At 54.1% G+C, this 25,780-nt stretch carries 20 protein-coding genes and 1 pseudogene; 14 read left to right on the forward strand and 7 right to left on the reverse strand.

Annotated features, from left to right (window positions below; all coding sequences use genetic code 11):
- Positions 1-103 precede the first annotated feature (103 nt).
- The 3 genes from glgA to EAW52_RS25940 all read right to left on the reverse strand — a co-directional run bounded on the left by glgA (position 104) and on the right by EAW52_RS25940 (position 3,354).
- Complete coding sequence (gene glgA, locus EAW52_RS11630) at positions 104-1,678, reverse strand: glycogen synthase GlgA (protein WP_019365616.1); 1,575 nt, start codon at positions 1,676-1,678, stop codon at positions 104-106.
- A 346-nt stretch (positions 1,679-2,024) separates the two neighbouring features.
- Entirely contained in the window at positions 2,025-3,146 is a 1,122-nt protein-coding gene (locus EAW52_RS11635) for a mechanosensitive ion channel family protein (protein WP_019365617.1), read from the reverse strand.
- Between the two features lie 64 nt (positions 3,147-3,210).
- Positions 3,211-3,354 (reverse strand): hypothetical protein, encoded by a 144-nt coding sequence (locus EAW52_RS25940; protein WP_010798360.1) that lies wholly within the window; start codon positions 3,352-3,354, stop codon positions 3,211-3,213.
- Between the two features lie 453 nt (positions 3,355-3,807).
- Between EAW52_RS25940 and EAW52_RS11640 the strand changes: the two genes are divergently transcribed.
- The 14 genes and pseudogenes from EAW52_RS11640 (at position 3,808) to EAW52_RS11700 (ending at position 21,633) form a co-directional block, all read left to right on the forward strand.
- Positions 3,808-5,838 (forward strand): PAS domain S-box protein, encoded by a 2,031-nt coding sequence (locus tag EAW52_RS11640; RefSeq protein ID WP_177411907.1) that lies wholly within the window; start codon positions 3,808-3,810, stop codon positions 5,836-5,838.
- A gap of 16 nt (positions 5,839-5,854) precedes the next feature.
- Positions 5,855-6,511, forward strand: coding sequence for a response regulator transcription factor (locus tag EAW52_RS11645; protein WP_010798358.1), 657 nt, complete (start codon positions 5,855-5,857; stop codon positions 6,509-6,511).
- Positions 6,512-6,596: 85 nt separating this feature from the next.
- On the forward strand, positions 6,597-10,580 hold the full coding sequence (locus EAW52_RS11650; RefSeq protein ID WP_122042512.1) for an EAL domain-containing protein: 3,984 nt from the start codon (positions 6,597-6,599) through the stop codon (positions 10,578-10,580).
- 705 nt (positions 10,581-11,285) lie between these two features.
- A pseudogene (locus EAW52_RS26825) lies at positions 11,286-11,753 on the forward strand (methyl-accepting chemotaxis protein); the annotation flags it as partial.
- Positions 11,730-12,851: a methyl-accepting chemotaxis protein gene (locus EAW52_RS26830; protein WP_372238915.1), complete on the forward strand. Its 1,122-nt coding sequence runs from the start codon at positions 11,730-11,732 to the stop codon at positions 12,849-12,851. The pseudogene EAW52_RS26825 and the gene EAW52_RS26830, both read left to right, overlap by 24 nt.
- A 23-nt stretch (positions 12,852-12,874) precedes the next feature.
- Complete coding sequence (locus EAW52_RS11660) at positions 12,875-14,416, forward strand: chemotaxis protein CheW (protein WP_122042514.1); 1,542 nt, start codon at positions 12,875-12,877, stop codon at positions 14,414-14,416.
- An 18-nt stretch (positions 14,417-14,434) separates the two neighbouring features.
- Positions 14,435-15,562 carry a chemotaxis-specific protein-glutamate methyltransferase CheB gene (cheB, locus tag EAW52_RS11665; RefSeq protein WP_122042515.1) on the forward strand — a complete coding sequence of 376 codons (1,128 nt, stop codon included), beginning with the start codon at positions 14,435-14,437 and terminating at the stop codon, positions 15,560-15,562.
- Entirely contained in the window at positions 15,546-16,169 is a 624-nt protein-coding gene (locus EAW52_RS11670) for a HEAT repeat domain-containing protein (protein ID WP_122042516.1), read from the forward strand. Before cheB ends, EAW52_RS11670 begins: the two co-directional genes overlap by 17 nt.
- Positions 16,166-17,014: a protein-glutamate O-methyltransferase CheR gene (locus EAW52_RS11675; protein WP_010798352.1), complete on the forward strand. Its 849-nt coding sequence runs from the start codon at positions 16,166-16,168 to the stop codon at positions 17,012-17,014. The genes EAW52_RS11670 and EAW52_RS11675 overlap by 4 nt, the downstream gene beginning before the upstream one ends.
- Positions 17,011-17,382, forward strand: a complete 372-nt coding sequence (locus tag EAW52_RS11680) for a response regulator (RefSeq protein WP_010798351.1) — start codon at positions 17,011-17,013, stop codon at positions 17,380-17,382. The genes EAW52_RS11675 and EAW52_RS11680 overlap by 4 nt, the downstream gene beginning before the upstream one ends.
- Entirely contained in the window at positions 17,379-19,793 is a 2,415-nt protein-coding gene (locus tag EAW52_RS11685; protein WP_122042517.1) for a chemotaxis protein CheA, read from the forward strand. The genes EAW52_RS11680 and EAW52_RS11685 overlap by 4 nt, the downstream gene beginning before the upstream one ends.
- On the forward strand, positions 19,790-20,026 hold the full coding sequence (locus EAW52_RS11690; protein WP_010798349.1) for a hypothetical protein: 237 nt from the start codon (positions 19,790-19,792) through the stop codon (positions 20,024-20,026). Before EAW52_RS11685 ends, EAW52_RS11690 begins: the two co-directional genes overlap by 4 nt.
- 11 nt (positions 20,027-20,037) lie before the next feature.
- The gene (locus tag EAW52_RS11695) at positions 20,038-20,412 is read left to right on the forward strand and encodes a response regulator (RefSeq protein WP_122042518.1); all 375 of its coding nucleotides are present in this window, start codon (positions 20,038-20,040) and stop codon (positions 20,410-20,412) included.
- A gap of 159 nt (positions 20,413-20,571) precedes the next feature.
- A complete protein-coding gene (locus EAW52_RS11700) occupies positions 20,572-21,633 on the forward strand; it encodes a methyl-accepting chemotaxis protein (protein ID WP_372238916.1) in 1,062 nt (353 codons plus the stop codon).
- A gap of 56 nt (positions 21,634-21,689) precedes the next feature.
- Here the strand turns inward: EAW52_RS11700 and EAW52_RS11705 are convergent, their stop codons facing one another.
- The 4 genes from EAW52_RS11705 to EAW52_RS11720 all read right to left on the reverse strand — a co-directional run bounded on the left by EAW52_RS11705 (position 21,690) and on the right by EAW52_RS11720 (position 25,778).
- A complete protein-coding gene (locus tag EAW52_RS11705) occupies positions 21,690-22,343 on the reverse strand; it encodes a methionine ABC transporter permease (RefSeq protein ID WP_122042520.1) in 654 nt (217 codons plus the stop codon).
- Entirely contained in the window at positions 22,327-23,487 is a 1,161-nt protein-coding gene (locus tag EAW52_RS11710) for a methionine ABC transporter ATP-binding protein (protein ID WP_122042521.1), read from the reverse strand. Before EAW52_RS11710 ends, EAW52_RS11705 begins: the two co-directional genes overlap by 17 nt.
- Positions 23,488-23,490: 3 nt before the next feature.
- On the reverse strand, positions 23,491-24,240 hold the full coding sequence (locus EAW52_RS11715) for a MetQ/NlpA family ABC transporter substrate-binding protein (RefSeq protein WP_256680821.1): 750 nt from the start codon (positions 24,238-24,240) through the stop codon (positions 23,491-23,493).
- 137 nt (positions 24,241-24,377) lie between these two features.
- Positions 24,378-25,778, reverse strand: a complete 1,401-nt coding sequence (locus EAW52_RS11720; protein ID WP_122042523.1) for an LLM class flavin-dependent oxidoreductase — start codon at positions 25,776-25,778, stop codon at positions 24,378-24,380.
- Positions 25,779-25,780: the final 2 nt, after the last annotated feature.

The raw sequence follows: 25,780 nt of genomic DNA on the forward strand, positions 1-25,780 counted from the left end.
GCAGGGTAAGGCACGTGGGTGCAGGTTCGGTTTGTGGTGCGCGCTCCCGCCATGAAGGCGGGAGTGTTCTTTCTATGACCAGAAAGATGGCGCTAAAGTTGAATCAGATCGCAGCTTGTTCCTGACGAACTTTAGAAAGCAGCGATTGATAGAGCTCATCGTACGGCTGAGCGCTCTGAGACCAGTAGAACGGGCCGTTCATGGCGCGTCGACGCATGGCTTGCAGCAGATCCTTACGCTCGAACACTTCGAATGCACGATCAATAGATTTCGTGTAGCTCTCCAGGGTGTGCTTGTCGAACAGGAAACCGGTAACACCGTCTTCGATACTGTCCGCCAGACCACCTGTACGGCGTGCAATCGGCAGAGAGGCAAAGCGCTGCGCATACATCTGGCTCAAGCCACAAGGCTCGAAGCGAGAGGGCATCAACAGGAAGTCGCTGCCTGCGAACATGCGGCGAGCTTCGGTCTCGCAGAAACCTACGTGTACGCCAACGCGACCCTTGTAGCGCTTGGACAGCTCATTCACTGCGCGCTCGACCGCAGGCTCTCCGCAGCCAATGATCACCAGCTGACCGCCACGGGAAATAATGTGGTCAACTGCTTCAATGGTCAGATCGATACCTTTTTGGTGCACCAGACGGGAAACGACCGCGAACAAGGGGCCTTCAGAGACTTCAAGACCGAAATCTTTACGGATACGCTCTGCGTTGGCCTGCTTGCCTGCCCAGTCATAGGGAGAAAAGCTCTGGCACAGGTGTGGGTCATTGCAAGGATCCCAGCCCTCGTCGATTCCGTTGAGGATTCCGGACAGCTTGCCCTGCCTGGCCTTGACCTGAAGCAGACCTTCCAGCCCACAACCAAACTCAGGTGTGGTGATTTCCTTGGCATAAGTCTGACTTACCGTCGTAATGTGACTGGCGTAGCTCAAGCCTGCTTTGAGAAAGGAAATCTTGCCGTAATACTCAAGGCCGTCAATGGAAAACGCTTCGGCTGGGATACCGAGGTCTGCCATGCAGTAACGGGGGAATACGCCTTGATAGGCCAGGTTGTGAATGGTCATCACTGATGGTGTCTTCAGTCCGCGCCATTGCACATAACCTGCGGCCAGGCCTGTCTGCCAGTCATTCAGGTGCAGGAGATCAGGGCACCAGCGAATGGACGCCGTACCTGCCGCCAGATCCGCTGCCGCCGAAGCCAGTCGACCAAAGCGGATATGGTTGTCGACCCAGTCGGCGCCATGGGTATCGGCATAAGGTGTACCCGGACGCTCATAAAGTTCGGGGCAGACCAACACATAAATCACGAGACCGTCTTCCTGATCGACACGGGCGATGTCGCAGGCAGGCATGGCAGCCAGTGCCGGAATACGTCCGACAATTTGCATTTCGTCGCGAATGGCATCCATGACAGGACGATAGCCGGGAATAAGAACCCGGACGTCATGCTTAGAGGACAACGCACGTGGCAGGGCGGCGGAGACTTCTCCCAGGCCACCAGCTTTTACGAAATCGGTAATCTCGGGTGTTACGAACAAAATACGCTTACGTGTTTCAACGACTGAGCTCAGCTTGAGCTGGCGCTCGTCGGTTTGAGTAGGGAAGCGATTGGCATTGCGCACTTCTGCTGAGTTCGCAGCTACAAGCGTTTCAAATTTCCCCACAACGGCATTTGCCATATTGCGCTCCCAAAAAGCAGTAATGACTGAGGTTTGCCCAATGAACGCTTCTCGTCGAAGCCGACATACCGATCAAAAACGTCCACAGCCATGCTGCTTACAGCCCCCTGGCGACGTCCCCCTGTAAGGGACTGGACAAAGGGCATTGCAAGGTTGCGCCCGATAGTCCAGTCTGCATAAAAGATGACCTGCGCCAGCTCGCCTAAGTTTCCTGGTTGGGTATGCACATTTGACGAACGTGCTAGAACCGTGCCGCTTCTGGCTGGTTTGAAATAAAGCACGCGCCTGCAGCTTTAGCGAAGATCATTACAATTACGCGACAGTACTCTGCGTAATCGCCTTAAATTCAGATTTCAGGCTGTCTAGCTGGCGTGTTGTGCATTTCGTCGGATACTGAATGAGGCCGTTTGATTTGCGTGCCCACTTCCGCCCGCAGCTGAGGCAAACACTCGGGGAATTCCCGATTTACGAAGGCAATCAGGCGCTCACGTACATGGCAGCGCAGATCCCAGTTTTTGGACGAGTCTGGAGAGGTAACGAGGACGCGTAGCTGTATGGCTCTGTCCGAAGCATCCGTAACTTGCAAGACGCATACACGGCCATCCCACAAATGGGGCACTTCGTTGCACACACGCTCCAATTCAGCGCGTATCGGCTCCATCGGAAGTGAATAGTCCACCCACATAAAGACCGATCCCATGAGGCTGGAATTGGTGCGGGTCCAATTCTGAAAAGGCTTCTCGATAAAGTACTGCAGGGGTACTACCAAGCGACGATCATCCCAGATCCGCACCACGACATAGGTTCCGGTAATCTCTTCAACCCGGCCCCACTCACCCTCGACGATCACAACATCATCAATCCGAATGGGTTGGGTCACGGCAATCTGCAGACCGGCAATGAGATTGCCTAGTACAGGGCGTGCGGCGATACCCGCCACGATACCGGCCACACCAGCGGAAGCGAGCAGACTGGCACCGATTTGCCTGACCTCGGGAAACGTCATCAGCATGGATGACAGGCCTACCAGAAAGACGACAAAACCCAGGCTGCGCACCATGACGCGCGTCTGGGTCTGAATACGTCTGGCGCGAAGGTTATCTTCGATATTGACCGGGTGGCGAATGGAAATGGTCGCGCCAATGGCTTTTACGCACCGTAAACCCAACCAGGTAAACGCAGCGATTGTGATCAGAGCTGTCAGGTGCCTTAAGCCACCAATTAGGGGCAGGGTGTCAGGCGCTGAACCCAATACACCTTGCAAAGCTATCAGCGGAATCAGCAGGCGGGCAGGGCGCTCGGAGTAGCGGATCAGTGTCTGGGCCAGCAAAAAAGGCCGCGCGATTCGTTTAAGTACAGTAGAAATAACCAGTACGGCAATACTGGCGATCGCCATCGAAACACATGCCGCTACCAGAGTAGCCAGCCACGGAGAGGAGAGAAATGTCGACCAGTCGATGGACATCATCCAGAGTCCTTAGGAATCAAAAAGCCGCGAAGCGCGGCTTTATCGGCTGATTCAGTCGGTGGGTTTAAAGCGAAGTAGGGCTTTCAGGCGGAAGGGGGGTGTTATCAACACTACCGGCATCAGCGTCGTTAGCGGCTTGAATAGTTTGAATACGTGCCACAGCAGACACATTGCGCGCATAGCTGCGGGTGATATCGATGATCATCATGGCATCTCACCTCAATGCTGCAAGGAACTTGGACTTGGTGGCGCTGACGATTCAGCGCTTGTCAATTCCGACTGGGCTTCTCGGACTCTGGTTCCCCAGCCTCCCGGCTAGAGCGGCTTTAGCAGCTGAACGGTCATCAAACGAGTAGTAATACCAGCCTATATGAGGAATGAATGCCAACAATCCCAGCTCGTTTGAACACGTCATACGTAATTATTGAGAAGAAAGTAATGAATCGTTTCAGCTATAAACGTAAAGCTTATCAAGGAAAGGCCGACATCCTTATGGAAAGGCTTGGCTGATGACAGTTTCAAGGGATATGCAGCGTCGATTTACTTAGCCAAACGGCCATTCAGTGCTACTAATTAAATAAGCACCTCGTGTTGAGGCGAGTCACTTGAATAGGTAATCCGTCCTTTGATGTTTATGCGTTCATCCGATATTGACACCCAAGTGTCGTCCTCTCGAAATATCCTGCTGTCAGCCCCATGGCGACTGGTTCTGGTATATACCGTAGTGGGTGTCCTTTGGATCGTAGGTACGTCCTTTGTCATTGAGACATTAAAGCTTCCTGAATGGAGCTATACGCTTCGCGGGCTGCTATTTACCTTGTTTACGGCCATCACGGGATGGTGGTTTATCAAGCGGCTGACTCAAATTGCAATTCAGACCCAGCGACTGATCAGCCAGTCGGAAGGCGATTACCGAGCGTTATTCGAAATCCATCCAGCACCCATGTGGCTCTATGACAAGCACAGTCTCCTTATCATCAAGGCAAATGAGGCGGCTCACAGGGCTTATGGTTACACCAGTGCTCAATTTGCCCAGCTGAAGATCACTGACTTGTACGCACCCAGTGATAGGGATGAATTTAAAAATCGCACCCATAAAAACGGTATTAACAATCAGCGTCTTTCTGGCATTCGCAAGCACATCAATCAATCCGGCAATTCCATGGATGTAGATGTGCTTTGCCATGAGCATATTTTCAAACATGAGCCTTACGGGCTTCTGATGGCACAAAACGTCAGTGCTCATTTCGAGCTTGAGAAAAAGCTGGCCAATAGCTTGAGGCAGCTTGAGCTGGCCCAGCATATTGGCATGATGGGTTATTGGGAGCGGGATCTAAAAGACCAGTCGATTCGCTGGTCGCCTGAGATTTATTCAATCCTCAACCTGGACCCCAGACAGGAAGAACTTACCTTCGAGCGCTTTCTTTCTCTTATTCACCGGGATGATCGAGCGCGCATGGCCAAGATATATCATGAGGCGGCTTCGGTGGGGCAGACCACTCATGAGTATCGGGTTACTCCAAATAATGGAGAGCTTCGCTACGTGTTTGAGCGTACTCAACTCATAGGAAATGAACAGGGAGTCGCTCGAACACTGTTCGGGACGTTTATTGATGTATCCGAAATCAAGGTGGCCGAGCAGGCACTGGCTAGGCAGCAGAAGCGATACGAGCACATGGTCGATAGCCTTCCTGAAGGTGTACTGATCATCCATCAGAGGCGTGTTACATACGCCAATAAAGCCGCCTGCCATATGTTCGCCGAACATTCAGGTGCGCGGTTACGGGCGCTGGATATCGGGCTGTGTTTCCATCCGGATCATCGGGAGCGCGAGATGGACCGCCTTGATGCCTTGCATAAAGGTCTGACGCAAGAGCAGACATTCAGGCATATCACATTATTACGGCTGGACGGCTCAGAGTTCGAGGCTGAATTGGCTGAAATCATTCTTGAAGAGCATGGATACCGTGACGTGCAGTTGCTTGTTCGGGATATCAGTCAAGCCTCTCAGATGCGCCGGGACCTGGAGGTAGCCAATAAGAGCTTGCAACGTCTGTCCCAGCGGTTGATCGAGGTGCAGGAGTTTGAGCGCCGACAGCTGGCCCGTGATCTGCATGATGATATTGGACAGCAGCTCACAGGCATCAAGCTGCACCTGCAACGACTTGTTCGCAAACTCGACCATGAATCTGAAGTCAAAACATTAGCTACCGACCTTGGCCAAAGCGTAAATGATGCTCTGGCCAAGGTGAAAAGCCTCTCGTTGTCCCTTCATCCGCTACAACTTGAAACACTAGGACTTGAAGCTGCCGTGCGGTGGCATCTGTCCCAATTTCTAGGGGCTACGTCTACTCAATGGGAGCTGAATGTTGAAGGGACGTTGGATAACCTGTCAGCCGACATGGCGGTTGTCGCGTTCAGAATCATTCAGGAGGCCGTGAACAATGTAGCTAAGCATGCGCAGGCAGCTTCCATAAGGATCACCTTAAGTCATGACGTCGAAGGGCTAAGATTAGAGATATTGGATGATGGTTGCGGATTTGATGTCAGCAGTGCGTCTCAGGGGGCCAGAAGTCTGGGGCTTACCAGCATGCATGAGCGGGTGGCTTCTTTAAACGGGAAGGTCAGGATCTCAAGCATATCGGGCGTAGGCACACGTATCACAGCGGTTCTGCCTGTTGCGATTAATTGATGAAAGGAGAATGAGCTTGGTAACCCGTGTAGCGCTCGTTGATGATCATGCCTTGATTAGGGCTGGGCTGCGGTCTTTGGTCGAAGACCAGCCTGGCTATGAGGTTGTGGCGGAGGGAGGAGATGGCTCCGATGTAGAAAGTATTCTGCGGGAGCATAAACCTGACATCTTATTGTTGGATATCAGCATGAAGCACCTTAGTGGTCTCGATGCGCTACGCCAATGGCGTGAACAGTATCCAGATGTTCAGATTCTTATGCTTTCCATGCATGCTACACCTGACTATGTTCTGGCTGCATTACGCCTAGGTGCGCGGGGCTATCTGCTCAAGGATGCGGCTGCACAGGAGCTAGACCTTGCTTTGCAAGCCCTGGCCCGCAACGAGTCGTATTTAAGTCCTGGCATTGCCCAGACCGTTATTCAGTCCGCTATCGTCGAAGGCCGGCCACGCGAGAGTAGTAGCGGCGGTTCGGTATTGACGCCCCGGCAAACAGAAATCTTGCGTTTGATTGCACGTGGTTGCTCGACACGGGATATCGCTCAGGGCCTTGGACTCAGTGTAAAAACCGTAGATACCCATCGCTCGCAAATCATGGACCGCCTTAATCTGCATGATGTGCCCTCGCTGGTTTTATACGCTGTACGTAAAGGCTTGATAAGCCCTGAGGATTAACAGCCTATTGGCTTAGGGAATTCCCTGATAGTCAAGGTAGCGCAAGTTTCGCACACTAGGTCACTGGCTATTGAAAGGGTGCCCTATGTCTTCATTTTCATCCCAAGCTGATCGTTTCCTGGAGCATTATCTCTCACGTCATAATGCTTCAGACGCACCTTCTGCTTTGTTTTCAGTGTCCTACTCGTGGGCGCTCTGCTTGGGCGTTTCCATGGTCAGTCTCCTTTGCCTGGGCCTTGGCCGGCTAGAGGTTGCGTTACTGGTCTGGGGATGCGCGCTGACAATGGCCACGGTAAAGCGTCTGGCTTGGCAAGCGTTCAGCGTTTGCGGGCTGGTTACCCTTGCAGGGTGTCTGGTCTGGTATGTCATTGATCCCCACCCCTACGATATCGATATTCATCTCGTGATCGTTTGCGGGTTGGTTATTTCGGTCAGCTATCTTTCGGGGAAGGTGGCTCGGCTGAAGACGAGAATCAAACAGCAGCACATACACAACCATTTGTTGGCGCAGTTAAGTTCGGCCCTTACCCAGTCGCCTGACGTATGCCTTAAAGAGATTGACTTGAGCGGTCGTCTTTTAAGCATGAACGACCAGGGTCGATTGCTCATGGAAGTTTGCAATTCCGAGCAGGTCCACGGCGCGGATTGGTTGAGCTTCTGGAAAGACGAATGGGCTCAAAAGGCGCGTAAGGCATTTGATCAGGCCTGTTTGGGCATGCCGGGGCGTTTTGTTGGCCAATGTGACACCCTCAACGGCACATCCAAATGGTGGGATGTACTGGTCCTGCCTGTCCGTGGGCAGCAGGGGCAGATCGAGACGATATTGGCGTTCTCTTGGGACATTACTGAAGCTCAGCGTAACGCTGCCAAGCTTAAAAATACCCACGATGAATTTGATGCCCTTCTGAATAACCTTGATGAAGGAATGTATCGGCTCGATCAGGAATGGCGTTTCATTCAGGTCAATGAAATGGCTGAGGTCCTGCTCAGGCGCACACGAAAAGAGCTATTGGGCGCTTACATCTGGGACCTTTACCCGGAGGATGAAGATCGGGAACTCGGTTCGGCTTATCGGGATGTAATGTATTCCGGTTTCCCTCGTCATTTCGAATTTTATTTTCGGCCTTTTCAGCAATGGCATCGTGTCAGCGCCTATCCGCGACCTAACGGTATCACGGTGTTCTTTAGCAACATCACCTCGGATGTCGCCAGCGTCCAACAGAGCCAGACAACAGAAACTCGCCTGCGGTTGGCTCAGGAAATTGGTCGTTTCGCTGATTGGCAATTCGATCTGGCCTCGCGTGAACTTATGCTGTCCGAGCAGGCGATACAGCTCCTGAATATCTCCATGGAGGCAGGTGGCTCGCATCAGGATGAGCTGATGAAGCATTTGCATCCTGATGATCGTCTGGGACTGGTTTCAGCGCTGCTGGATTTGACCGAGGGAAAAGCTTCCTTGAGTGTCTCTTTACGTCTCCGGCACGTCGGGCGGTCGGAAGCATGGAGAAACTTTCAATTTGCAGGTGTGGTGCTTCGCCCTAAAGCTCATCCCCAAGGCCTTTTGGTCGGTTGCATGCAGGATGTGTCCTTGCAGAAGCATCGCGAGCAGCGCCTGATTCAGGCGGAAGCCTTTACACGCAGTATTCTTGATGCACTACCGCAGTTGGTATGTGTATTGGACGAAGCCGGTACTGTAATTACCGTCAATCAAGCGTGGACCCAGTTTATTGATACCCATCCCGCCCAGTGGGACTGGCCGGATGCTGGAACGAATTACCTGACATTCTGTGCAGGTATGGCAGGCCGGGGTGAGGCCGTGGCGCAGACTATTTTGGCTAAACTCCAGTCTCTGCTAGATGGAGAAGGTGATCCTTTCAGCCTGGAGTTCAAAATGAACTTGGGCGATGAGGTTCGCGTCTTCAAGATGTTTGCCCTGCTAATGGACACTGAGCAGAAGCAATTACTTATTGTGCATGAGGATGTCACCGAAACGGCTCGTCTTCAACGAACACTAAATACTCAGGCCCAACGGCTCAAGTTGATTTACGAAGGCTCGAGCGATGGGTTGTGGGAGTGGATCCCACAGCGTAAAGCGCTTTACCTGTCCGAGCGTTTCATTGAATTGATAGGAAGCATCCCTGATGAGCATCAACCGTTTCCACAGTGGTTGATTGAACATACTCATCCCGATGAGACCGAGGCGTTGGTATCTATGCTTGAATGCCATCTGGTGCACGACGCGCCATTTGATATCGAGCTGCGTCTGCAGACGGCTATGGGCTGGCATTGGTTCAGGATCCGTGGCAAGGCCGAGCGGGAAGGGGGTGTATTGGTGCGCTTCGCAGGATCGCTGATGGATATCGATTTTCAGCGAGACCTTTTAGCTCAGCTTCAAGAAAGTGAAGCTCGTTTCAGGGAAATGGTTGAATATCTTCCTCATGTCTTCTGGGTATATGACATTTCCAAGGAAAAAGTCAGCTATGTAAGCCCAGCTTTCCAGAAAATATGGGGACATTCTCCTGAGTTGTTATACGAGAACGCGACACAATGGATCAGCCTTGTCCATCAGGATGATCAACCATTGGTTGAGCGCTTTCACCAAGAAGTGATCTGGCATCACCGGTCTGCTGAGGTCGAGTACCGCTCAGTCGATGCCAACGGTAAACTTTTGTGGGTCCGTAATAAGGCTTTTCCATTTCCGAACGCCCAAGGAGAGGTTGCTCGTATTGTGGGTATCGCCGAAGACATCACCGAGGCGCGCACCTACCAGGAACAACTTTATGCGGCTGCGCATTTCGATAGTTTAAGTGGGTTACCCAACCGAGTCATGTTCCATAAACGCTTGGAAGAACAATGTGTTCAGGCTGGAAAGGGTAATCGCGAGTTCTCGGTACTCTTCATTGGGCTTGATCGTATCAAGTGGGTCCAGCAATGCCTGGGTCAGCGTATACGGGATGAATTGGTCAATCAGGTTTCCGAGCGTTTCCAGACCGTATTAGGCGCAAGGGGCTATCTTGCCAATCTAGCCAACGATGAGTTTGCGGTACTGTTGAGCCGAGAGGAGGAAATGGCGCATGTGCATGATGTTATCAAGGCCTTGCTTCAGTCGCTTGATGAGCATTTCTTATTGGCGACAGAATCGATCCGGCTGACAGGTTGCATCGGTGTAGCTCAATACCCACTGGATGGCGACACGGCCGAGCAATTGATCAAGAACGCCAATGCTGCCGTGTACGCCGTACAGAAATCTGGGCGCAATGGGTATCAATTCTTCAACCAAGGATTGCTCAAGCACAGCTTCGATACGCTTAAGCTTGAAGCTGAACTTAGTCGTGCGATCGATCAAAACGAGTTCGTTCTGTATTACCAGCCCAAAGTGGATATGGCTAATCAACAGGTATGTGGCGCCGAGGCCCTGATTCGCTGGGAACATCCAGCTCATGGTCTCCTTAGTCCGCTACGGTTCATTTCATTGCTTGAGGAAACCGGCCTGATCGTGCCCGTTGGGCTCTGGTGTATCGACCAGGCTCTGGCGCAACTGGCTGAGTGGCAATCAAGAGGGCTAGGCCATTTTGTAGTAGCGGTGAACCTGTCGCTTCGCCAGCTGCAACCCGACCTATGCGAGCAAGTGCGAGCTAGTTTGGAGCGACATGGTATTGAGCCGGGCTGCCTGGAACTGGAGCTTACCGAGTCCATCATGCCTGAGGCAGGCAGCGAGTCGAGCGCCATCATCAATGATCTAAAAACGTTGGGCGTCCGGATAGCAGTGGACGACTTCGGTACGGGTTATTCGACCTTGGGAAGTTTGCGTTCCTTTGTGCCGGACACACTCAAGATTGATCGATGCTTTCTTAACGAGATGGCCAGCAATGCTTCTGATCGTGCCATTGTGAAAAGCGTCATTGAGATGGCTCACGCCTTGTCGATGACGGTTGTAGCCGAAGGTGTCGAGTCGCTGGAGCAACAACGGTTATTAGAGGAACTGCATTGTGACCAGATGCAGGGTTTCTTGATCAGTCCGCCGGTTGACGCCGTTATTTTTGAGGAAAAGCATATTGCCATTAGGTAAATGACTTAGTTCTTTCAGCTTGTTGTGTCATAGAGCCGCTCCGCTGTAGAGCGGCTTTTTTTTTTGAGCTTACGGCGTGGCAGGCCTTCGATTCTGCCATCCATCCTGAAACTTTAGCCGCTCGGTGGCTTAGATGTTTCAGGTTTTTTCTTAGGAAAAGCAGACGTTTTACCTCAGGTTCTCCCCGATAGTTTCTCTTGAGCACCGACGCTTAAATATGCCTGCCGTGGATGTCAGGCGAGCCGAAGTGTTTCGGCCTACATCAGACAGGCCGCACGCTTTGGAGTGAGCAGGAGCCACCCAGCTGCGTATGCATCCATTTATCAATGAAACCATCGTTCGTAGTTGAGGAAGTTTTTCATGGCACTGGTCAAGAAACCCACCGCGCCTTCCACCGCAGCTGAAAAAGTCGTATCCCGTAATGTAGCCCGTGATGCTGAAGTACAACGCAAGCGCGCTCGTACCATGGCCAAGCAGCAGCAGGCTGCTGAGCGTATTGCCGCAGCTACCAATCAATTATCCACAGGTGTGAACGAGGCTGCTTCTGCAGCGGAGGAGCTGAAGCGTGCGGCTGATCAAATCGCCAGCGGCGCTGAAGAGGCTTCAGGTGCAGCCCAGCAGTCTTTAAAGGCCTTCGAAATCGTTGGACGCTCACTTGAGTTGCAGCAGCAGAGCGCTGCAGTTGCCCAAGAGAAGTCTGAAGCGATGCAACGCCTGGCGGCTACCGTTAATAGCGATGTGACTGCACTTATTTCCAATGTTGGTATCGCTGCTGAGCGTCAAGCGGGGTCAGTTGAGCGTGTGGCGGAACTTAAGCAACAAGCCGCCAATATCGGTGAGATCGTCAAGGCTGTTGGCCGTATCGCCGATCAGACCAACCTGTTGGCTCTGAATGCTGCCATTGAAGCTGCTCGTGCAGGTAAACATGGTAAAGGCTTTGCCGTAGTGGCTGACGAAGTCCGCACCCTGGCCGAAACGTCTGAAAAGAGTGCTAAGCAGATCTCCGACATGGTTGGGAAGATCCAGCATGACGTAGAGAGTATCGCTCAAGGCATTAACCTCTCTGCTGAAACCATCCAGACTGAAGTAGAAAAGGGGGGCGTTATTACTCAACAGCTCGAACAGATCCGCTTGGATTGCATCGAGATTGTGAGGGGGGCTCAAGATATTGCTGCTGGCGCTGTACAAAGTAGCGCGGCGGCTCAGCAAGCCTTGCGTGGTGCCGACTCCATCGCCTCGGCTGCTGAACAGCAGTCTGCTGCCGCTGAAGAATCCGCCAAGACAGTTGATGAGCAGGCCCAGGCCCTGGCTGAGTGCGAGCAGGCCGCTCAGAGTTTGTCTGAATTGGCTGAAGAGCTGAAGACATCTACCGATGTCAGCAAGAGTGCTGAGGAAGTGGCTTCGGCGGCTGAGGAGCTGTCTTCAGCCGTTCAGGAAATTAACAGTGCTTCCAGCCAAATCGCAACAGTGATTGATCAGATCCGTCAGGGCGCACAAACACAGGCTGCTGCAACAGAAGAATCTGCTGCGGCTGTTACTCAGATAGAGACAGGTCTGGAGTTAGCTCAGAGTCGTGCCTCGATGGGGCTGGAAAAGGCCTCTGCCATCAAGACGCTGATGAGCGCCAACAAAGGCAATATCGATACTTTAGTGAATGGCGTAATGGCTTCCATTGAAGCGACGCGTGTCAGCTTGAAGCAGATCAAGGATCTGGAGCTGATTTCCCGCCGAATCGACAAGATCGTCGACGCAATTACTACAGTGTCTATCCAAACCAACATGCTGGCCGTGAATGGCTCCATCGAAGCAGCCCGTGCCGGCGAGTTTGGTAAAGGTTTTGTGGTAGTGGCTACAGACATTCGTAACCTCGCCCATGACTCGGCTGAGAACGCTGACCGCATCAAGGACTTGGTAAAAGCTGTTCAGGACCAGATCGGTGTAGTGGGTCGCGATCTCGAGGAAATCATCAGTTCCGCCCTGGCCGAAGCTCAAAAAGCTACGGTTATTACCCGCAACCTGGATTCCATGGGCGGTGATATTGCCAGCGTGGAAGTGGGTTCTTCTGACATCCTCAAGTCTGCTGAAGAAATCAGCGCCAGTATTGCGCAAGTGAAATCAGGTATTGAGCAGATTTCCGCAGCCGCCCAAGAAGCTGAGCATGCTGCGCAGGAAGCCGCCGCTGCTGCCAAGCAGCAATCGCAGGGTGCGGAGGAGCTGTCCGCCGCCATTGAAGAGATTGCCTCCCTGTCAGACGAGCTGCAAAGCGCCTAAGTCCCTGAAGTGAGGGGATCGAGATGACTCAAACAACTGCAAATGAAGCCCTCGTCGTACGCGGCGAGGGAGATGACGACGAGCTGGCTCAAGGGCATCAGTTCGTAACGTTCACCGTCGGTGAGGAGGTGTTCGCGGTCGAGATGTTGCCTGTGCAGGAAATCATCCGTGTACCGGAGGTGATCCGTGTACCACTAACACCGCCAGCCCTGAACGGTCTGGCCAACCTGCGCGGTAACGTGTTGCCGATTATCTGCCTGCGGACCTTGTTCAACATGGAAGCCCGCGATGCCGATGATTCGACCCGTGCCATTGTGCTCAATTTGGGCCAGCCGCTGGGTTTCGTGGTTGACCGTGTTGCCAGTGTCATCATGGTGGAAGACGATCAAATCGAGCCGGTCAGCCATGTCCAGTCCACGATCAACACCCGCCTCCTGACAGGGCTGCTCAAGCAGGTTGGCGGCCACGAACTGGTAATGATCCTGGATTTCCAGGCCCTGATCCGAGACAGCTTCAGCGAGAACAGTCTGCTCCAGCGTACTGTCATGGCCAGCAGCATGTCCGCTCTGCCTGACACCGCCGATGAGGATGAGGACAGTGATGAGCTTCAGTTGGTCAGCTTTACTGTAGACAGTCAGGAATACGGTATCGCCATCGAGGATGTTCAGGAGATTGTTCAGGTTCCCGAGCACATAGTCTCCGTGCCTAAGTCGGCCTCCCATGTCCGCGGCGTGATGACGCTGCGCCAGCGCCTGCTGCCGCTGGTGTCGCTGCGTGAGATGTTCCATCTCCCCAGTCAAGAGACGGACGAGCGCAGCCGCATCTTGGTGGTAAGTCTCGCCGGGGTGTCGGTTGGGATCATTCTTGACAGCGTTAATGAAGTGCTGCGGGTGCCTGCCAGTGAAGTCGAACCCATGCCGCCGATGCTGGCGCGTGATCAGAGCATGGCTGAACTGACCGGTTTATGCCGACTGCAAAACGGCAAGCGATTGGTTTCGGTGGTATCGGCTGAACGCCTCTTTCAGCACCAGTCCGTGCAGCATGTGTTGAATACAACCGATAAGGAGCCGAACGTGGACGAAGAGCTGCTGGACCAGATTGATAACGACGACGAAGAGCAACTGGTGGTGTTCCGTTTGGGTAAAGAAGAGTTTGGCGTACCCATCGACAGCGTCCAGGAGATCGTTCGCGTCCCGGAAAACCTGACGCATGTACCCAAGGCGCCTTCCTTTGTCGAGGGTGTCATGAACCTGCGTGGCGTTGTGCTGCCGGTAATCGATCAGCGCCGCCGCTTCGGATTGCCGAGCATCGAGAACAATGATCGCCAGCGCATCATGGTGTTTGTCATCAATGACCTGCGCACCGGCTTTATCGTGGATTCGGTCGCTGAGGTGCTGAAAATCTCACGCAACCTTATCGAGCCTGCACCGGCACTGTCGAGTGAACAGCAGCGCCTGTTTGGTCGCGTGGCAAACCTGCCCAAGCAGAAGCGCATGATCCAGCTTGTCGAGCCGCGTCAGCTTCTCGGCGAGCAGGAGCTTAGCGCCCTGTCGAGCGTCGCATAAGGGAAGGGTGCTGCCGTCATGATTCGTCTGCTTATCGTCGATGACTCCGCATTAATGCGTCGCCATCTGCAAAAGGTGTTCGAGGCCGAAGGTGATTTCGAACTCGAAATGGCCCGCAATGGCCTCGAAGCGATTGAGCTGGCTCGCCAGTTCGATCCGGACGTCATCACCCTGGATATTAATATGCCTGAAATGGACGGGCTGACGGCTTTGTCTATGCTCATGGCAGAAAAGCCTCGTTCGGTCGTGATGTTTTCATCGCTGACCGAGCAGGGCGCTATTGCCTCGCTTGAAGCGTTGGCGCTCGGCGCGGTGGATTTCTTTCCCAAACCGGGCGGTACGATTTCCCTGAATATCGATCAGGTGCGTGACAGCCTGGTTGCCAAGGTGCGTGCCGCTGCTGGCGCTCAGCTCAAGAAGGCGGGAAAACCACGCGCCGGATCAACCGCGCTGACTCGCTCCCAGACTTGCTCCCAAATCGAGCGCGAGCCGGTGGAAAAAGCCGTAGAGCTGGCAGGTGACTTAGGTGAAGGCCTTGTGCTGATCGGCTCCTCTACTGGCGGCCCTCGTACGCTGGAAGAAATTCTATCGAAGCTTCCGGCGAGCTATCCCTGGCCGATCGTGGTTTCCCAGCACATGCCGGCCAACTTTACCCGTGCTTTCGCCGAGCGCATGAACAATGTCTGCGCACTCACGGTGGTAGAGGTCAGCAGACCCCTGCCGCTCGAGGCGGGTACGGTTTACGTTGGGATGGGGGGTAGTGACGTCTGTATCGGTCGTCGTGCAGGCCGTCCTTATGCCTTGCCCAAGCCGGAAAACAACAAGTACCTCTGGCATCCCTCCGTCAGCCTGATGGTGGAGACTGCCATGCAGCACTTTCTACCGACTCAACTGATCGGCGTAATGCTGACAGGTATGGGGTACGACGGTGCTGATGAAATGACCGAACTCAAGCGCCGTGGGGGCCGCACCCTGGCTGAATCCAAGGAATCATCTGTTGTGTTTGGTATGCCGGCGGAGCTGATTCGTCGTGGCGGTGCCACGGAAATTATGGCCTGCACTGAAATGGCCGCCACCCTTATCCGTTGGGGCAGCGGTAAAACCACTACGTCTTCTCGAGTATCCCGCCATGCCACTCGTTCGTAATACTCTGGCCGATCAGGCCGGTGATGACCAGCCAAGCGGGTTCGAGCAGCTGCTTGATACACTCGACAGCCCCGATACCGCGGCTCGTCGCTTGGCCGCACGAGCAATAGCTAGGTTTCCAAACGCCAGTAGCGCTCTGATCGATCGTCTGGAAGAAGAAGCCGAACCGTCTGTGCGTGAGGCCATTATCACCAGTCTGGCTGCTATCGCCGATGTCAGCTCAGTCACCGCTCTGCTTGACTGCCTGCGCAGTGAGGATGCGGCGCTACGTAACGATGCCATCGAAGCTCTGAAGACGGCAGGTGTTCAGCACCCTGGGTTGATTCAGAACGCGCTGCAGGACTACGACGCCGACGTCCGCATCCTGGCTATCGGCATTCTGGAATCACTCAAGCATCCGGATGTCGAGCTGTGGCTGATCGACCTGTTGGAGCATGACCCGCACCTTAACGTTTGTGCCTGCGCCGTGGATCTGCTGTGCGAAATCGGGAGCGAGCGTGCGGTGCCGGTGCTTGAGGCTTGTCTTGAGCGCTTCCCTGATGAGGCTTACCTGCGTTTCGCCGTTGATCTGGCTATCCAGCGCCTGCGTGGAGAATCAGCCCTGTGAGCCAGACACCCGCGATTACCAAGGAAGACTTCGTGAAGTTTCGCGAATTCTTCTACCGCAAGACCGGTATCCACTTCGATGACTCGAAGCGCTATTTCGTGGACAAGCGCTTGATCGAGCGCATCGAGGCCACGGACGCGGGTACTTTTCGCAACTATTTTGTGAACCTGCGTTTTCAGGCATCGGGTGATGAGCTGCAGTCTCTGGTCAATGCGATGACCGTCAATGAGACCTACTTTTTCCGCGAGGAGTATCAGCTCAAGTGTCTCGTGACGAACATGCTGGAGGAGGTCACCCGACGTAAGCGTGACTCAGGGCCCATTCGTATCTGGTCGATGCCGTCGTCCTCAGGTGAGGAGCCTTACTCCATCGCCATGTACTTGCTCGAATACTGGAAGGGTATTGAGGAGTGGGATGTTGAGCTGATCGCCTCGGATATCGACACCAACATTTTGGAGCGCGCCAGAAGAGGCCTTTATAGCCCGCGTTCGGTACACAACCTGCCGGCCACGCTTTTGGAAAAGTATTTCAAGCAGCAGAAAAGCGGGGATTACCAGCTGATCGACGATATTCGTCAAAGCGTCGAGTTCAGCCGGGTAAACCTAATGAGCGCTGCCGATGTGAAGGCTTATAAGGGCTTCGACATTATTTTCTGTCGCAATCTGCTGATCTATTTCGATGACCTGTCGCGTCGCCAGGCGGCCGACACGTTTTTTGATGCACTCAATCCAGGCGGGATGATCTGCCTGGGTCACTCGGAGTCCATGAGTCGTATCTCGTCTCTGTTCCAGGTGCGCAAATTCCCTGAAGCAATTGTTTACCAGAAGCCGTTGGAGGCCCGATGAAACGCATTCTGATCGTCGACGACGCGGCCACCGTACGGCTATTCAACCGACAAATACTAGAGAAAGCCGGTTATCACGTTGACGAGGCCATCAACGGCATTGAGGCGCTGGAAAAAAGCCTCGAGACGCCCTACGACCTGTATCTGGTAGACGTGAATATGCCCATGCAGGACGGCTTCAGCTTCCTGCGTGAATTGCGCTCCCGGCCTATTGAACAGGCCCCTGCGGTAATGATTACAACCGAGTCGGGTGATCATGATCGTCAGCAGGCTTGGGAATCTGGTGCTAATTATTACTTAACTAAACCGATTAAGCCGGAAGCGTTGCTGAGGCTGGTGAATGTTCTGACCGGAGAAGGTGCCCAGTGAACGCATTGCTGCAACAGTTTATTCAGGAAAGCCGGGAAGCCCTGGAGTCTATTGGCAGTACCTTGCTCGCCATGGAACGAGAGCCTGGCGATACCGCCCCACTGGGCGAACTGTTCCGCCTGGTGCATACGCTTAAAGGTAACTCAGGCCTGTTTGATTTTCCGGCGCTGACCAGTGTATTGCATGCCGCTGAAGACGTGATGGATGCAGTCCGTAACGGTGAGCTGGACTTCAATCAACAACTGGCTGATCAGCTTTTGAACACGGCTGACTATGTTAGCGAGTTCCTGGATGAGATCGAACAAAACGGTCAGCCGGGTGACGGCTTTCAGGTTCCGCCTCGTGAACTGGTCGATGGGCTGCGCGCGTGGCTTACCAGCAGCGAGACGGCCGTGGTTGCTGCTGACGCAAAAAACGGTACGTCTGAAAGCGAGTCGCCCGCCTGGGCTACTGAACTGAATGATGAAGTACGTCAGCACATAGCCGATCGTTTGAAGGACGAACAATGCGTTTACCGTGTTGAGTATTGTCCTGCCGCCGATTGTTTTTTCCAGGGCACCGATCCTTTGCACCTGGTGCGTCAGCTGCCGGACATTTTCTGGCGTCGTGTGACCGCTGTAGAGCCCTGGGCGGCAGCGTCAGAACTGGATGCCTATCACTGCAATCTGCGTATCGAATTCCTGTTAGCGATACGGGAAGAGGATCTGGCTGAGCACTTCCGGTATGTCAGTGATCAGGTCAGCTGGGAGGCCGTAACAGCGGCACTGTTTACTGCACCTGCTCCGGACGAAGAGGCTCAACAGAGCTCAAGCCATGGTAACGAAGCAATCGATCCACTGGTACGGGACGTAGTAGGCACTCAGCAGATAGCCTTGGCTGCCTGTCTTTCTCAGCCTTGGCGTAGCGGTCAGCATGCCGCCATCGTCCGGACATTAACCAATGTTCTCATGGCTTATCCTGCACTCAATGAGACCTTGCAGCGTAGCGTGATAGATGCCGATCAGCAGCGCAGCGCCACACCGATCATGGCCTGGTTCCAGGCACACTGGCAGGCAGGTGCTGACCCCATATCCGAGGTGCCCAAAGAAGAGGGTCGTACTCAAGAGGCCATGAGCGCATGGCTGTCGGCACAGCTTGATCCCGCAGCACCTGTTGTTCCGGTGGCGGAAGCTGCACGCGCGCCTTCCGAGGCATCTGCCGGTCGGCGTCAGGAGGAGGCTGGCAATCATGTTACGCCTAAGGTCCTCAAGATCGAGCAGGAAAAGATCGACCGCCTAATGAACCTGATTGGCGAGATTGTAGTTGCCAAGAACGGATTACCCTATCTGGCCGAGCGTGCTGAAGACCAATATGGTCAGCGCGAGCTGGCGCGAGAGATCAAGGCTCAATATGCCGTAGTCAACCGTATCGCCGAAGACCTGCAGGACGCCATCATGCAAGTACGCATGATGCCGGTTTCTTTCGTGCTGCAGCGCTTCCCGCGTCTGGTGCGTGATATCGCGCGCAAGCTGGGCAAGAAGGTCAACCTCATCCTGGAAGGGGAAGACACCGAAGCGGACAAATCCATGATCGAGGCCTTGGCCGATCCGCTTGTGCATATCGTCCGTAACTCCATGGATCACGGGCTGGAGCTTCCGGAGGAGCGTACAAACGCTGGCAAGCCGGAAACCGGCACGCTGCGTATTCGCGCCAGCCAGAACGCGGACCATGTGGTTATTGTTATTGAAGACGATGGTCGCGGTATCGATCCACAAAAGATCAAGGCCAAGGTGGCTGGTAAAGGTCTGGTCGAACAGACCGCCCTGGATGCGATGAGTGATCAGGAGCTGGTCAATCTGGTCTTCCTGCCGGGCTTTTCGACTGCGGAGCAGATTTCCGATCTGTCCGGCCGTGGCGTTGGTATGGATGTGGTGCGCTCAGGTATCGAAAAAGTGGGCGGCCAACTGCGCCTGACCAGTCAGGTCGGCAAGGGTACGCAGCTGAGCCTGACACTGCCGCTGAGCATGGCAGTAACGCAGGTCATGGTGATTGAGTCAGGCGGTCAGCGCTTTGGCATTCCCATGGATCAAGTCATGGAAACCGTGCGCTTACCTAAGGATTCGATCCATACCATCAAGCATCAGCCCACCGCGCAACTGCGCGGTCGCACGATTCCGCTCAAGAGTTTGAACCAGATGCTGGCGGTCTCCGAGGAGCAGGTGCTTAACGAGGATGATGAGTACGCCTTGATGGTGCTACGCAGCCGAGGCGAGCTGGTCGGCCTGATCATTGATGATTTCCACGGCTCGATCGACATCATCCTAAAGCCCATGGTGGGCATTCTCGGTGAGCTATCTGGTTACTCCGGTACGGCCGTGATGGGGGATGGTTCCATCCTAATGATCCTCAACCCCACGGAGCTATTCGAATGAGCATTACCTTCAAGAAAAGCGTAGCCGTATTGGCTGATCAAGTCACGGTGGAAGAGGCCGAAACCCTGCTGGAATGGCTGGTGAAAAACCCGGCCGCAAAGGTCAATCTGGGTGACCTCGAACACCTGCATACCGCTGATCTGCAAGTACTTATGGCATTGAAACCAAACGTTTCAGTTTGGCCGAAAAATACCGATATAAAGGTGTGGCTTGAAGCCGCACTGAATGCGTAGGAGAGAGTGAAATGAGCAAGAACATCATGATCGTCGACGACTCCGCGACCATGCTGATGAGTCTGCGCAGCAGCTTGGAAATGTCCGGCTTTAAAGTCGAGGCGGCCAATGATGGCGTGCAGGCGATGAGCAAGCTGCAAGGCGGCTACAAGCCGGATCTGATCATCACCGACATCAATATGCCCAACATGGGTGGTATTGAGCTGATCGGCAAGGCTCGTGCGTTACCTGGAATGCGCTTTGTTCCCATTCTGGCGCTCACTACCGAGAGCCAGCAAAGCAAGCGTGACGAGGCCAAAAAGAATGGTGCCACCGGCTGGCTAGTGAAGCCTGTCGGGGCAGCGGACCTGCTCAAGGTCATCAAGCAAGTCCTGCCGGGCGCCTAAGGAGCCAAAATGAACAACCAAGCCTACCTCAAAGCCGGATTGTTGCTGACCATCGTGGCGCTGGGCCTCAGCTCGCCGGTCTGGTCGGCTTGGCTGGCGCAACAGTCAACCCTGGCCTGCATGGGCGTCGCCGTGTTTTTCTCCATTCCATTGTTATTAATGACGTGGAAGTTGTCCCAGATCTCTGTCCATGTTTCTGAGCCGCTGGAAGAGGGAAGCACACATGCGGGACTGTTTGATAAGACAGTCGCCACGGCAAATGCCGTACCTGGCCTGAGCCGCATCGTGCAGCGTAACCTGAAAGAGGTGAGTGATGAGACCGAGCGCAATGTACTGTGTGCAATTGAGCGTCTCAATAACATTCATCTTACAGGTCAGAAGCTATCCGAGACGGTAAGTGAAGGCTGTAGCTCTGCTAAGCAATTATCTCGCGAGGCGGATAGCCATCAGCTGCGCAACGAGAAGACATTGGCTACGCTGTCTTCATTTGAGAAGGAGCGCAAAGAAAGCCTGAGCAGCGATATCGAGCGTATGCGCCGACTATATGAAGAGGTCAAGGCGACGGGACCATTGATTGCACTCATCAGCGATATTGCCAAGCAGACCAACCTGCTCGCGCTTAATGCTGCCATCGAGGCTGCAAGGGCAGGGGACTCTGGACGTGGATTTGCTGTAGTGGCCACCGAAGTACGTAATCTTTCTGCCCGTACGGCAGAAGCTGCTAATTCAATCTCTTCAACCATCCAAAATCTGGCCTCGCGCTTTGAAGAAGAGTCAACAGCAGCCCAAAATCGCCAAGAGGATTTTTTAGCCAAGAGCGGGTTGGATCATGTGGGTAATGAGTTGCGCTCGATGGTCAAATATCTGCAGGAAGCAGCTGATTGCATGACAACTGTAGTGAGCGGCGTTAAGGGGTTGAGTTCCGAAGTAAATAATGACCTTCAAAACGTGCTGTCCTGCTTGCAGTTCCAGGACCCGCTACGTCAGCGCTTGGAGCAGAGCAGTCATATGCTGGACACCTTGAGCGATGTTATGGAGGCCTATGGTGTCGGGCTTGCCTCACCTGAAACCTGTCAGCCGGGGGAGCTACCTGATCTCGATGCTCGGATGCAAAAGCACCTGAACAGCTACGTGACGCACTCACAGCACAAAGGCCATCTTGAAGAGATAGGTCGGGGACACGAAGTGCAGTCCGAAGGACTCAAGATCGAACTGTTTTGAACTTCATACGAATGCAAAAAAGGCCAGCGGGCTCCCGACTGGCCTTTTTTATCGGCTCATGCTCGATGGTTTAACGCCTTCGCCAAGCGATCCCCGCCAAATTGAATCAATGTGACAAGTAATACCAGCCCTGTAATGACAATGAACATAACTGACACATCGAACCGCTGATAACCATAGCGATAAGCAAGATCTCCCAGGCCGCCCGCACCAATGGCACCCGCCATGGCAGAGGAATTGATCATCGTAACAAGCGTAATGGTGAATCCGCCCACGATACCCGGCATGGCCTCAGGTAGCAGAACATGCCAGACGATATGTCGGCGTTGGCATCCCATGGCCTGGGCGGCCTCGATCAGACCATGGTCTACCTCACGCAGGCTCACTTCAGCGATACGGGCGAAGAAGGGCGTTGCTGCGATAGCCAACGGTACGACGGCGGCCCATACACCGTAAGTGGTGCCTACAATCAGGCGGGTGAACGGAATAAGAGCCACCATCAGGATCAGAAAGGGAATGGAGCGGAAGAGATTGACGACACTCCCAATCAGCGTGTTCAGGCGGACAGCCTCGAACATTCCACCTTTACCACTGGTAACCAAAAATACAGCCAGTGGAATACCGGCAATCAATGCGATCAGGGATGAGACGCCTACCATTAGCAGCGTATCCAGTAGCCCTTGCCATAGACGATCAATCAGCAGCGACATAACCCAATACCTCCACATCGTCGAAAATATGCCGAGCCCGCTTGATCAGCTCTTCCTGAGCGTGGGGATAGTGCCTAATCGAGACCAGCAGATGGCCTACCGTGCGCCCTTGAAGTCGTTGGATGCTTGATCTGATAAGCGTGAGCTGTCCACCCAGCGCGTTGAAGAGTAATCCCAGGTCAGGCTCACGGCTGTTGGTGCCGTTTAGGCGCAGTTCAAGTAGGAGGGTATCGTTCTGGCGTAGCGGTTGTGTCTGCAGACGCGCTTTAAGATCATCTGATAGCGTTTGCTGCAACGGAGAGAGCAGGGTGCGGGTCACGTCATGGTGGGGATCACCAAAGACTCTCCATACGGGGCCTTGTTCGACTACTGCACCACACTCAAGCACGACGACACGATCGCAGATTTCGCGAATCACCTCCATTTCATGGGTGATCAATACAATGGTCAGTCCCAGCGATCGATTAATATCACGCAGCAGCGCCAGAATGGCCTGTGTCGTTTCAGGGTCCAGCGCTGAAGTCGCTTCGTCGCACAACAGGATGTCGGGATCATGGACAAGCGCCCGAGCAATACCGACGCGTTGCTTCTGACCACCAGACAGCTGTGCAGGATAGGCATCATGCTTGTTTTCCAGACCTACCAGCTTGAGGAGTGAGGTGACTTTCTGCTGCCGCTCCTGCCACGGTACGCCAGCGACTTTAAGAGGCAATTCCACATTTTGCCGTACGGTTTTGGCAGAAAGCAGATTGAAGTGCTGAAAGATCATGCCGATACGTCGGCGCAAGGCAACCAGCTCGCTTGTGCCGTAGCGTCCAATATCCTCGCCGTCTATCAGAACCTGTCCTTCGCTTGGCTGCTCGAGTCGGTTGATTGTCCTTAACAGGGAAGACTTGCCCGCACCACTGCGCCCGATGATGCCGAATATCTCACCCCTGCGCACAGCCAGATCTATACCATGCAGCGCACGCACTGGCCCTTGCTCACCGTTATAGGTTTTACCAACATCCTGAAAGCGGATATGGGTCTCGGCGCGTTCCAGTGCGGTAGAGGTAAGGGGGTAGGGTAGTGCATGAGAGGATTGGTCCGCCTCTGCTTCATGAGTGTTTCGAGCCTGCCGAATAGGTGTAATCGATCCCGCCATGAATCAGCTCCTCCAGCCGGTTTGGTAAAGGGTTCCGTGCGCCTTGTCCAAGGCTGCACGCACAGCCGGGGAATGCTGATAGATATTGACGAACTTGCGCAGGCGTTCGTCGTTCTGCCGGTCAGGCCGAATGACGAACTGGATGACATATTCAGGGTGATCAAGCCCGTCAAAAAGCAGAGCCGAATAGGGGTCGAAGGTATTGGCCAGGCGGATGTAGGCCGGGTAGCCCTGGACCAGATCGACATCATCATAGGCGCGCACCAGTTGAACGGCTTCCAGCTCGATGATCTGTATATGCTTGGGATTGGTCAGGATGTCGGCTGGAGTCGCCTTGTATCCCACGTCGGGCTTCAAGGTGATCAGGCCTGCTTTTTCCAGTAGTTGTAAGCCACGTCCTCCATTGACAGGGTCATTGGCAATTGCCACACGGGCGCCGTCCGGCAGGTCTTCGAAGCGTTTATACTCTTTCGAATAGAGGCCTACGTTGTTGATGATGCCGGGGGCATAGGGAATCAGGTCATAACCACCTTCCTTTCGTGCATTTTCTAGAAACGGAATGTGCTGGAAGTAGTTCACGTCAATGTCCCCGTTAGCCAAGCTGACATTAGGGGCGATCCAGTCGGTAAACTCGACCAGCTCTACCTTCAACCCTTGCTTTCCAGCTTCAGCTACAGCCGCTTCCAGTGGAGGGGCAAAGGCTGCTGTTGTGCCGAGTTTCAGTGGCTCATTAAGATCGGCCGCGTGGGTCATGCCTGCAGCGCCTAGCAGTGCTGTAAGGGCGAAGGTCTTTATCCAGCCACGGCCTGGGTTCAATCGGTGCAGCATATCGGTCATCCTGTTCAAGGTCATGGGAGGCGAGGCTGGAAGCGTTCCAGTAGTCGTTGAGATCAAATTGCAGTTCGTCTAGCCGTTTGGCTGACCTGATGTGTCAGGTTTCGCCAATGTGTACCGGCATGGTCTGGTGGTAACCGAGCACCTTGGGCGAACAGCTTTTCACGCAGGGTGCCTGGCTCGTAGGCTGTCTTGTAGCGACCCCGTGCCTGCAACTCTGGAATTACTAAGTCGATAAAATCCGTATAGCTTTCCGGCGTAACGATGCGTGTCAGGTTGAATCCATCTAGCCCGGTTTCGTCGATCCATTGCTCCAGTGCATCCGCCACTTGGCTTGGCGAGCCAACAACAAGCGGGTATCGGCTGCCCAAGGCGTGCTGCTCAAGGAGCCTGCGCTTGGTCCAACCACTGTCCTTGGCGGTAAACGCCTTGACGACCGACTCGATAGCATTGGTCTTTTGATAACGGATAGGCTCATCAAGCCCATAACCTGCGAAGTCGATACCTGTCGAGCTGGAAAAGTGAGCAAGGCCTGCTTCTGGATTGGCGTAGCGTAGATAGTCCGCATGCTTTTCCCGGGCCTCAGCTTCAGTCGGCGCAACGATCACGCTCAACCCCATAAAGACTTTGATGGCGTCCGGCGTACGCCCGGCGGCTACTGCGCAGGCACGTGTTCGGTCAACCTGATGCCGGACCGCCTGAATATTCTGACCGCCAATGAAAACGCATTCCGCATGTTGCCCGGCGAAATGGACACCGCGCTCGGAGGATCCAGCCTGGTAAAGCAGAGGTGTGCGCTGTGGGGAGGGTTCGCTCAGGTGATAACCTTCAACGTCGTAGAACGCTCCGTGGTGTCTAACCTTGTGCACCTTATCCGGTCGTGCGTAGACACGGCCCAGGCGGTCAGCGATGACAGCATCATCTTCCCAGCTGCCTTCCCACAGTTGGTAAAGCACGCTTAGATATTCATCAGCCTGATCGTAGCGACGATCGTGCTCATGCTGAGCGGTAAGCCCCATCGCCCTGGCTGCGCTGTCCAGATAGCCCGTCACGATGTTCCAGCCGATACGGCCGGCCGTTAGGTGATCCAGCGTTGAGAACCGTCGAGCCAGCAGGTACGGATGTTCATAGGTGAGATTTGCAGTCACACCAAACCCAAGGTGCGTGGTATGGGACGCCATGGCAGAGACAAGAAGGAGAGGGTCGTTAACCGGAAGCTGGATGGACTCCCTCGCCGTGAGGTCGATACCGCCACCGTACACGTCGTAGACCCCTACGATGTCAGCAAGGAATAAACCGTCGAATAAACCGTGCTCCAGCAGCTTAGCCAGCTCAGTCCAATAGCTCAGCGTCTTGTACTGGGTGGACGCATCCCGTGGATGCGTCCAGAGCCCATGGTTGATGTGCCCGACACAATTCATGTTGAAGGCGTTTAGCCGAATCTGTTTCTTTGCCATGA

The organism is Pseudomonas sp. LTJR-52 (genome assembly GCF_003691465.1).
In the GTDB taxonomy this organism is placed as follows: Bacteria; Pseudomonadota; Gammaproteobacteria; order Pseudomonadales; family Pseudomonadaceae; genus Chryseomonas; species Chryseomonas luteola.